We start from the raw sequence: 10712 nt of genomic DNA on the forward strand, positions 1-10712 counted from the left end.
GCTAAGAAAATGCGGGCTTCTGAGCGGTATTTCGCTGATCAGATCACGATCCGCAGACATTGCCCGGCGTGATACAGCGAGAATCCAGCCTCATACAAGCAACTGCGCAGGCCCACCCCGGCCAGCGGCTGCATGGGTGCAAAGGGGATCGGTAAGGCCTGGGGATTCTGGTGACATAGATAGTCGGCAAACGCCTTGCCGACCACACTGCCGGTGGTCACGCCACGCCCGTTATAGCCGGTAACGGCCACCAGCCCCGGCGCCGGTTCGAACAGGCGCATCAAGTGGTCGGGAGTGAAGGCGATGCAGCCGGTCCAGGTGTACTCCCACTGCACCGATTTGAGGTACGGGAAGTAATGCTGCTGCACCCGATCGGCCCACGCCTTGAGAAACCAGGCGGGTTTCTGGTTGCCATTGCCCAGGCTACCAAGGAGCAGGCGGCCATCGGCGTCACGGCGGATGCTGCTCAGTACTTGGCGGGTGTCCCACGAGCCCTGGCCACCGGGAAGGATCTGTTGGGCAGCGGCATCCGTCAGCGGCGCCGAAGCGACCTGATAGTAGTAGCCGGGGAAGAAATTGCGCCGCAGTTCGGTCCATTCGCCTTCGGTGTAGGCGTTGGAGGCGATCACCACTTGGCTGGCCTGCACCGAGCCCTGGACGGTCTGCACCGACCAGTGCGCGCCCTGGCGTTCCAGCTGCGTGACCGGCGAATGATCGAACAACTGCCCGCCCAAGCCGACGGCAGCATTCGCCAGACCACTGGTGTAGGCCATCGGGTTCAAGGTGCCGGCGCGCCGGTCGAGCAAGGCAGCGGCGATTTTCTGCGTGCCGGTGGCCTGCTCACAGGCCTGGCCGGTGAGCAGCTCCACCGGCGCACCACGGCGCTTCCATTGTTCTTCGCGGCTGCGCAAATCCGCCTCGCCCCGGGCGTTGTGCGCCATGTGCAAGGTGCCCTCGCGACGCAATTGGCAATCGATGTTGTACTTGTCGATCAGGCTGAACACCAGTGCCGGCGCCGCACCCAGCATGCGATTGAGCTGGCTGCCGACCGCTTCGCCAAAACCGGCTTCGATGTCATCCGGCGCAATCCACAGCCCGGCGTTGACCAGCCCGACATTGCGCCCCGAACCACCGTGGCCGGTGCGATGGGCCTCCAGCACGGCGACGCTTTTACCTTGTTCCAGCAAGTGAATGGCCGCAGACAAACCGGTGATCCCGGCGCCGATCACGCACACATCCACCTTGACCTCGCCCTTGAGCGCGGCGCGGTCTGGCCGGCTGGGGGTGAGGTGTTCCCACAAACATGTTTCGCGTAATGCCATTGCCAGACTCCGATGAGACCCAACAAACCACTCAATTCAGTTTCGACTTGGTAATCCAATCAAATGTGGGAGCGGGCTTGCTCGCGAATGCAGTGTGTCAGTCAACAGATTTACAGCTGATCCACCGCATTCGCGAGCAAGCCCGCTCCCACATTTTCAACCGCGTTCCGACAGTGTTTTAGTCGAAGGTAATGCCCTGGGCCAGCGGCAATTCCAGCGAATAGTTCACGGTATTGGTCTGGCGACGCATATACCCGCGCCATGCATCCGAACCCGACTCACGCCCGCCGCCCGTCTCTTTCTCCCCGCCAAACGCGCCGCCGATCTCCGCGCCGCTCGGGCCGATGTTGACGTTGGCAATGCCACAGTCACTGCCCACCGCCGACATGAACTGCTCGGCCTCGCGCACGTCAGTGGTGAAGATGCACGACGACAAGCCTTGCGGCACCGCGTTGTTCAGGCGCAAGGCTTCAGCGAAATCGGTGTAGCCGACCACGTACAGGATCGGCGCGAAGGTTTCGGTGCACACCACGTCGCTTTGCTCGGGCATTTCCACGATGGCCGGCGACACGTAGTAGGCATTCGGGAAGGTGTCTTCCAACTGCCGCTTGCCGCCGAACACCTTGCCGCCTTCGCTCAAGGCTTGCGCCAGGGCATCCTGCATATTGTCGAAGCCGTGCTTGTCGATCAGCGGGCCGATCAGGTTGCCTTCCAGCGGGTGGCCGATGCGCACCTTGGAATAGGCGGCCTTGAGGCGGGTGACGATTTCTTCCTTGACCGATTCGTGAGCAATCAACCGGCGCAAGGTGGTGCAGCGCTGGCCAGCAGTGCCGACAGCGCTGAACAGGATCGCGCGCACGGCCATGTCGAGGTCGGCGCTGGGGCCGAGGATCATCGCGTTGTTGCCGCCCAACTCTAGGATGCTGCGGGCAAAGCGCGCGGCGACTTTGGGCGCCACTTCGCGGCCCATGCGCGTGCTGCCGGTGGCGCTGATCAGGGCGACACGCGGGTCATCCACCAACGCGGCGCCGGCATCGCGGCCGCCGATGATCACTTGGCTGAGGTACGGCGGCGCATCGTTGAAGTTCTTCACCACGCGCTCGAACAACGCCTGACAGGCCAGGGCGGTGAGCGGGGTCTTTTCCGACGGTTTCCAGATCACCGCGTTGCCGCACACCAGCGCCAGGGCGGTGTTCCACGCCCACACCGCGACCGGGAAGTTGAAGGCACTGATCACGCCGACCACACCCAGCGGGTGCCAGGTTTCGCGCATATGGTGGCCAGGACGCTCAGAGGCGATGGTCAAGCCGTAGAGCTGGCGGGACAGGCCGACGGCAAAGTCGCAGATGTCGATCATCTCCTGCACTTCACCCAGGCCTTCCTGGGTGATCTTGCCGGCTTCCCAGGAGACCAACTCGCCGAGGTCGGCCTTGTATTCGCGCAGCACATCGCCAAATTGGCGCACCAGCTCACCGCGACGCGGCGCCGGCACTTTGCGCCAGGCCTCGAATGCATGCTCGGCGCGACTGACCTGTTGCTCCACCTCGGCGGCACCTTCCCAGTGCACACTGCCGATACGGCTGCCATCAATCGGCGAATGCACGGGTTGTTTCCCCGCCTGGTACAGCGCCGGGTTTACCCCGAGACGATCAAGCAATGCGGCAACCATGGGTCACTCCTTCAGTCTGCAGACCTAAAAATTCGCGCCGCGAGGAACACGACGATCCAGAGCTTATTTGTAGCTGGCGCAAGACTTGCCAACAAACGACGATTAGGCGAGATATCATTCCATTAATTCATGCAAAACATAAAAAGAGGCACAGCGTGCTGAACAAAAGACATTTGCCCTCGATCACCGCCCTGCAGTGCTTCGAAGCCGCCACCCGCCACCTGAGCTTTACCCGCGCCGCCGAGGAGCTGAACCTCACACAAAGTGCGGTGAGCAAGCAGGTGGCGCAATTGGAAGAACTGCTCCAGCACCTGCTGTTTCGCCGCGTGCGCCGACGTTTACAGATGACCCCGGCGGGCGACCTGTACCTGGTGGAAGTGAGAAAAATCCTCACGCAAGTGGAGATGTCCACCCACTACCTGCGTTCCTACGGCGGCGAGACCGAAGTGCTACGGGTGTCCACGCCCTACACCTTCGGCGCCCGCTGGCTGGTGCCGCGCCTCAAGGGCTGGCGGCTGCGTCACCCGCAGATCCACCTGGACCTGTGCAATGAACAAGACCCGGACGAGCTGCTGCAAGGCAAGGCCGACATGGCCTTCTACTTCGGCCAAGGCTCACGCCCGGGCACCGAGAGCCTGAAATTGTTCAGCGAAGAGCTGGTGCCCGTATGCGCCCCGGAAAGCCTGCCCGCGCAGCCATTCACCGACCCGACGCAACTGAGCGACTTGGTGCTGCTGCAAAACGCCTCGCGCCCCCAGGGCTGGCACGACTGGTTCGCCAGCCAGGGCTACCAGACCGAACACAGCTACCACGGACCGCGTTTCGACACCTTTTACATGTGCATCCGCGCGGCGCAGGTGGGCTGCGGCGTGGCGCTATTGCCACGGTTCCTGGTGGAGGAGGAATTGGCCGACGGCAAACTGGTAATCCCCTGGCAGCATGCGATGCCGAGCCAGGACGCGTACTACCTGGCGTACCCGGAGCATTCGGCGGAGGTGCCGAAGGTGCGGGAGTTTGTGAGGTGGATGATGGAGCAGGTTTAAAGCAGGCACCATTCCACCACCTGCTCACTACGCGTGATCTTGTCGGAGAAGGGCCAACTACGTACCTGGTAGCGTTCGATCAACATTTTCGGCAGGACCTCGCCCGTCTCGAAATGCCGAACCCCATCTCCTTTCGCGACGTAATCGCTATCAGGGAGCCGACCCACCTTCCAATACCCACTGACCGGACAGGCTTGGCCGCTGTAGCAGTTAGGTGAAAACAAGTGGGCCTGGGTGAATGCCGGTGAGCCCGGCAACCCTTTCCCGGTGCCAGGGTCGAGCAGTTTGGCGTTGGCCAGTCGATGGATCAGTGCTTCGCTGGGCTTGGGTGGCGGGACGTTGGCCAGGCGCGCTTCCAGCCATTGCAATTTGCCGTCCCAGGCGGGGAGTTTGGCTGGAGGCAGGGGGACAATCTGGTTGATTTCGGGGACTTTGGGGTCAGCGTAGGAGTATCTCGCTAATATTCTCCAGATTGTTTTATAGCGCTCGGCGCGTTCAAGGTCTTCTTTCTGGTCGAGGTAGTACAAACGGTCTTCCGGCAGTGGGCCTCGAAAACCTTTGCCCAAGCGTGAGGCAGAGCTTTCTTCTCCTGCGGCCACTCCCAGTTGAAGCACCTCCAAAGCAGCTTGGTACTCGCCCTCATTTTTGAGATCGATGCCCAACGCCACTGCTGCTGCTCCATTCCCTTGCTCAGCTGCACAGCGGCGCATCTGTCTGGCGATCGCTGGCGCGACGCTGATCGGCGCCAATATGTCCCCGACAATCGTTTGAGCTTGGGCACTGCCTTGGTCTGCGGCCTTGCGGTAATAACGCAGGGCCATTTCCTCGTCCAGCGCCAAACCAGCGGAACCCTGCTGCAGGAAGACCCCAATGAAGTAATAGCCGGTCGCGACACCAGCATCGATCAGTTGCTGACTTAGTCGCAGATATTCTTCGCCATGAAGCTTGAAGCGGCCGCGCATGCTGCCGGCTTGTAGATTGATATTGGCTTTGTAGTGACCGTTTTCAGCAGCGATGCGGTAAAGCCGCTCGATCGCAACGTCGACGGCCTTGTCTGGTATGAGCTGATTATTTTTTTGCAGCCAGCGAGCGTACTGGAACAACATGTCAGCTTCGGCAGCCGGCTGAGGAATGGTTTCATGCCTACAGATAAAGGTAAGTTTTTGTTTAGCCTCGGTAATCGGATTCATCGGAATGTCCTTGTTCAGTTGAATAGGCCCAGCACCGTTGATACAAGCGGCCAGCAGCAGGCTTGAGAGCAGAAAAAAACGGCGCATCAGTCGAGGTCCTTCAGGGTTCTTTTGCCGTAATAAAACTCGACGAGGGGTGTGCAGGGCGTCGAAGCTTTGGACTCGCGCTCTTTGTTTTCATTGATGATCTCCGTCCAAACTACAAACGCCTCCTCCGGATCATCCTGAGCCCCCCTCCCATCCGTATGCAGCCCCCATAATCTGCGCCGCAACCCCTGCGTCACACTCCCCCACTCATGCGCAATATTCAGCTCGCTATCGACCTGCATGCTGCGGGTGTTGATGTTCGCTGAGCCCAAGGTCGTAAACACGTCATCCACAATCATCAACTTCGAGTGGATATACACCGGCATCCACTGCCGGCCGGCGGGTGAGTCAGGCGCCACTAGCGAACACATGTGAATTTTCAACCCTGGCAGCTCTTGCGGAACAACCATGCTGTCCTCGATCGCCTTGGTTTTTTGATCGAGTTCGGCCTGCCATTTAGTCAACTCCCTTTGCCCTACATGATCCCGTGGATCAGGTGATGGCCGAGGAGGTGCGGCCGCTTTCATCCGCTCGATACGCCGAAGCTTGGTCACGCCGGGAATCGTGTCGGCACGTCCCAGGCTCTCAAGCATGCGCTGGGTATTGAGCGTGCCCGCACCTATGCCGTCATCGGTCGCATTGGTGATCACAAACAGGTGCAACGAGCCGTGTACACCTGGATCACGCCCTCCACCAGTCTGATCCGCCGCCGTCTTCTTGATCGCTTCGGCCAGCGGTGGCCAGCGAAAATACTGGTTCTCGATATAGATAAACTGCGTCGCGTTGTTGACCGCATTCAAGTAGGCCTTCTCGATCTCACGCTTGCCCGCTTGCGCCTGGGTGCGCAGCACTTGGGCCAGCTGGCGCGTGACGCCGGGCATGCATTGCAGGTGCGGCCCGACCTGCTTGGCTTGGCGAAGGTCGAGCAGGTTCTCCCCGGTTTCCTTGAGCCAGGCACTGGCGAAGTTATGGTGCAGGTGCTCCAGGATCGGCCCGCTCAGTTGAGTGGAAATATCCTGGCGCGGAGTGTCACCACGTGGCCCGCGATTGGGTGCAGGTTTGCTCTGTTCAGAGCGGCCCAAAGCCGAGTGTTTGTCGGTATCCCAATACGCATCGAGCATGTTGTGGCCCATGACAAAACCTACAGCGCAGTCCGGCAGTTCGTAGTCGACCAGCACGCTCTTCTGGTGATGGCTGGCGGTCCATCGCAATGCGTGACGCATCTGGAGGCTGATCTCGGGGTCGAGGCTTTCCTCTTTCAGGCTGCGGGCGATCTCGGCCCGCTCATTCAGGTCGAAACCACGACTGATAAAGACCGGGAGCCCGCGCGCTGCCTGCCCGGCGGCCTTGCTGTCCGACACCGAGCATTCGGCGAACCATCGACGGTCCTCGTCGTATTGCGCCTGGGTAGACGTCTGTAGCGCCCGATCGCTGATGCGTACCGAGCCTTTACCGGGCAAGTTCGCCTCACCTGCAACACCGGCAGAGTTAAGCGGCATTTCCCACGTCAATACGCGAACCCTGACTCCATCGCGAGCCTTTGCCTTGAGCAGTTCGCCAATGCTCGGGCTCTTGCCGTCGCGGATGAAATACATCGACGGCTGGAACCCCCAACAGATGATGTCGACGGTTTTGCTGGCCCTGGCAATCGCCAAATGCACGGCCTTGAAGGCTTCTTCGCCATTGATCAGCGGTTGATAAGTGGCCTCCACAGGATGGTATTCACTGCCCTGCACGTACCAGGGCGCGTTACAAGTGACGGTCTGCGTATGCTGCAAGGCGACGGGCGCGACAATGGCAGGGCGATTCATTCCTCTACTCCCTCGGCTAGGTGAAAGCCCAGAGCGTAAAGAGTTGCTATCCGTGACGAATGTCAGAAGGTTCGTCTTTCAAAGCGGGACGCTTCTCGATCACGCAAAAAACACTGGCAAACCACCCCCCGCCTATGCGCCACTAGCCCCCATCCTTAATTGTGCGTAAAGGTCGGCGCCCATCGCCGATCCGTCTGGAGAGTCCCGTTATGAGCGAGAGTGTGTTTGCCGATCGCATCGTGCAGAACCTGCTCGACACCGACTTCTACAAGCTGACCATGATGCAGGCGGTGCTGCACAACTACCCGAATGTGGAAGTTGAATGGGAGTTTCGTTGCCGCAACAGTGAGGATTTGCGCCCGTACCTGGCGGAAATCCGCTACCAGATCGAGCGCCTCGCCGAGTTGAGCCTGAGCCCCGACCAACTGGGTTTCCTGGAGCGCATCAGCTTTATGAAGCCGGATTTTTTGCGCTTCCTCGGGCTGTTCCGCTTCAACTTGCGCTATGTGCAGACCGGTATCGAGAACGGTGAGTTGTTTATCCGCCTGCGCGGGCCGTGGCTGCATGTGATCCTGTTTGAAGTGCCGATGCTGGCCATCGTCAGCGAAGTACGTAACCGCTATCGCTACCAGAGCGTGATCCTCGAACAGGCCCGCGAGCAGTTGTACCGCAAGTTCGATTGGCTGACGGCCAACGCCAGTAGCGATGAATTATCCGAACTGCAAGTCGCCGATTTCGGCACACGCCGGCGTTTTTCGTACCGGGTGCAGGAGGAAGTGGTCAACGTGCTCAAGCATGACTTCCCCGGCCGCTTCGTCGGCACCAGCAACGTGCACCTGGCCCGCGAGTTGGACATGAAACCGCTCGGCACCATGGCCCACGAATGGATCATGGCCCACCAGCAACTCGGCCCGCGCCTGATCGACAGCCAGATCGCCGCCCTCGATTGCTGGGTCCGCGAATACCGTGGCCTGCTGGGCATCGCCCTGACCGATTGCATTACCACCGATGCGTTCCTCGGCGATTTCGATCTGTACTTCGCCAAGCTGTTCGACGGCTTGCGCCACGACTCCGGTGATCCCGTGCAGTGGGCCGAAAAAGCCATCGCCCACTACCACAAGCTGGGCATCGAGCCGATGAGCAAGACCCTGGTGTTCTCCGACAGCCTGTCGCTGCCCAAGGCGCTGGAGATCTTCCGGGCGCTGCGTGGACGGATCAATGTGAGCTTTGGCATCGGCACCAACCTGACTTGCGATATTCCAGGGGTGGAACCGATGAGCATCGTGCTTAAAATGACCGCCTGCAATGGCCAGCCCGTCGCGAAAATTTCCGACGAAGCGGGCAAGACCCACTGCACCGATCCGAACTTTGTCGCCTATTTGCGTCACGTTTTCAAAGTACCTGCCATCTCTAGCAAGGAGTGAATCATGCAAGCCGTACAGCGTGAGATTGCTGAACAACTCAAGGTCCAAGCGCCGTTCAACGACCAGGCGGCCCTGGAGGCCGAGGTGGCCCGCCGCGTGGCCTTTATCCAGGATTGCCTGCGCAATTCCGGGCTGAAGACGTTGGTGCTGGGCATCAGCGGCGGCGTCGACTCCCTGACCGCCGGCCTCTTGGCCCAGCGCGCGGTAAAAGAACTGCGCGAAAACAGCGGTGATGCGGCCTACCGCTTTATCGCGGTGCGCCTGCCGTACGAAGTCCAGTTCGATGAAATCGACGCCACGGCCTCGGTGGACTTTATCGAGCCGGACGAGCGCCATACCGTCAACATCGGCCCCGCGGTGAAAGCCCTGGCGGCCGAAGTGGCGGCGTTTGAAGGCAAAGCCGCAGTTTCCCGCGACTTCGTGCTGGGCAACACCAAGGCGCGCATGCGCATGGTGGCGCAGTACACCGTCGCCGGCGCGGCCGGTGGCTTGGTGATCGGTACTGACCATGCGGCGGAAGCGGTGATGGGCTTTTTCACCAAGTTCGGCGATGGTGCGTGCGACCTGGCACCGTTGAGCGGGCTGGTGAAAAACCAGGTGCGTTCGATTGCACGCTATTTTGGCGCGCCGGAATCGTTGGTGGAGAAGGTGCCGACGGCGGACCTGGAAGACTTGTCGCCGGGCAAGCCGGACGAGGCGTCACATGGCGTGACGTATGCGGAGATTGATGCGTTCCTGCACGGTGAGCCGGTGCGTGAGGAAGCGTTCCGGATTATCTGCGAGACCTACCGCAAGACTGCCCACAAGCGGGTCATGCCGTTCGCGCCGTGAGGTGGGCCTGGCAGTTCTGTATTGATTGTTAAGTCGCCTTCGCGGGCAAGCCCGCTCCCACACTTGACCGTGCTCCAACAGGGGAATGCGGTCGAATGTGGAAGCGGGCTTGCCCGCGAAGAACGATAACGCGGTCTTACTTGACGACCACCGTGCCTTTCATCATGGAGATGTGGCCCGGGAACGAGCAGAAGAACGCGTAGTCAGTCCCGGCGGCCAGTTTCGACACGTCGAAGGTCACCGAATCTTTCTCGCCGGCACCGATGATCTTGGTGTGGGCGATGATGCGTGCATCACCTTCCTTCAGGTAGTTCTTGTCGATGCCAGCGGCCATGCCGTCAGTGGCAACCGGTTGCATGTCGGCCGCGCTGGTCAGTACCCAGTTATGGCCCATGACGTTTTTCGGCAAGCTGCCCGAGTGTTCCAGGTTCACGGTGAACGTCTTGCAGCTCTTGTCGATCGTGATTTCCTTGGTGTTGAAGGACATCTGGTCAGTGGAGTCGACGGTGACCTTGCACTCTGCAGCAAGCAACTGGCCGCTAGCCAGAGTCAGCAGGGAAACAGCAACGAGTTTGGCGAACATGTGAATCTCCAAGGCAGGGTTTAAAAAACGCGGATTGCGACAAGGGTGCCTCAAGCAGGCATGAGTTCTTATGATCTGAGTCAACAGATTGTATACAACTTTAGGCTATCAGACTTATCAACACAATCTAACGGCCAAAGTACTACAACCGCCCTATGATCGGCCCACCAACCACTGGAGCCCGCATCATGCACCTCGACCAACTGTTCAACGGCCTGCTGGCCGCTTACGCCTGCGGTAAGTGAAGGCCAAGCGCGCTGCTAAGCTGCTACCATGGCAGCCCAAGGCAGCTGCGCGCCGCCACCCTCACCTTCGACCCTAGAGGATCGCCCATGGCCAAACCTAATTACTCCTTCGCCAAACGTCAGAGAGACTTGGCCAAGGAGCAGAAGAAAGAGGAAAAGCTGCAACGCAAGAAAGCCGCTGCAGAAGACGAAGCCAATGGGCTGAGCACCGATGTCGACGCTGAAGAAACGAACGACGAGAGCGAAACGCCAAAAGATCCGGCGCAATAATTGAGCGCTCCCACCTTGTGGTGAGCAGGCCCAGGGTATCTACACATCTTCTAAATCCCTAGGCGAATCCTGTAGTGAGCGGGCTTGCCCGCGCTGGGTGGCGCAGCCACCCTAAATCCAGGCGCCTCGGTCTTTCTGAAACAGCGCGGCGGCCCTATCGGGGCGGCTTCGCCCCCCAGCGCGGGTGTAGAACCGTAGACATCCTTTACATCTGAAACCGGGGACATCGTTTACACA

General features: G+C 60.0%; 9 protein-coding genes. 4 read left to right on the top strand and 5 right to left on the bottom strand.

What is annotated here, in order from left to right:
* Positions 1-38: 38 nt before the first annotated feature.
* Entirely contained in the window at positions 39-1322 is a 1284-nt protein-coding gene (gene amaA, locus OPU96_RS23270; RefSeq protein ID WP_498559770.1) for an L-pipecolate oxidase, read from the bottom strand.
* Positions 1323-1500: 178 nt separating this feature from the next.
* Positions 1501-2991 carry an L-piperidine-6-carboxylate dehydrogenase gene (gene amaB / locus OPU96_RS23275; RefSeq protein ID WP_226455622.1) on the bottom strand — a complete coding sequence of 497 codons (1491 nt, stop codon included), beginning with the start codon at positions 2989-2991 and terminating at the stop codon, positions 1501-1503.
* Between the two features lie 155 nt (positions 2992-3146).
* Here amaB and OPU96_RS23280 point away from each other — a divergent pair, with 155 nt between their 5' ends.
* Entirely contained in the window at positions 3147-4034 is an 888-nt protein-coding gene (locus tag OPU96_RS23280) for a LysR family transcriptional regulator (RefSeq protein WP_226455621.1), read from the top strand.
* Here OPU96_RS23280 and OPU96_RS23285 read toward each other — a convergent pair.
* Complete coding sequence (locus tag OPU96_RS23285; RefSeq protein ID WP_498559771.1) at positions 4031-5311, bottom strand: SEL1-like repeat protein; 1281 nt, start codon at positions 5309-5311, stop codon at positions 4031-4033. The genes OPU96_RS23280 and OPU96_RS23285 overlap by 4 nt on opposite strands.
* Complete coding sequence (locus OPU96_RS23290) at positions 5311-7122, bottom strand: phospholipase D-like domain-containing protein (RefSeq protein WP_498559772.1); 1812 nt, start codon at positions 7120-7122, stop codon at positions 5311-5313. Before OPU96_RS23290 ends, OPU96_RS23285 begins: the two co-directional genes overlap by 1 nt.
* Positions 7123-7331: 209 nt before the next feature.
* On the opposite strand from OPU96_RS23290, the gene pncB reads away from it, so the two are divergent.
* Together pncB and nadE are read left to right on the top strand one after the other, a co-directional pair.
* Positions 7332-8546 (top strand): nicotinate phosphoribosyltransferase, encoded by a 1215-nt coding sequence (gene pncB, locus OPU96_RS23295; protein WP_192300252.1) that lies wholly within the window; start codon positions 7332-7334, stop codon positions 8544-8546.
* 3 nt (positions 8547-8549) lie between these two features.
* Complete coding sequence (nadE, locus tag OPU96_RS23300; protein ID WP_192300253.1) at positions 8550-9377, top strand: NAD(+) synthase; 828 nt, start codon at positions 8550-8552, stop codon at positions 9375-9377.
* Positions 9378-9513: 136 nt separating this feature from the next.
* On the opposite strand, the gene azu is transcribed toward nadE, so the two are convergent.
* The gene (gene azu, locus OPU96_RS23305) at positions 9514-9960 is read right to left on the bottom strand and encodes an azurin (protein ID WP_192300254.1); all 447 of its coding nucleotides are present in this window, start codon (positions 9958-9960) and stop codon (positions 9514-9516) included.
* Positions 9961-10292: 332 nt separating this feature from the next.
* Here azu and OPU96_RS23310 point away from each other — a divergent pair, with 332 nt between their 5' ends.
* Positions 10293-10475: a hypothetical protein gene (locus OPU96_RS23310; RefSeq protein ID WP_192300255.1), complete on the top strand. Its 183-nt coding sequence runs from the start codon at positions 10293-10295 to the stop codon at positions 10473-10475.
* Positions 10476-10712 lie beyond the last annotated feature (237 nt).

It is taken from the genome of Pseudomonas sp. RP-B7 (genome assembly GCF_059803535.1).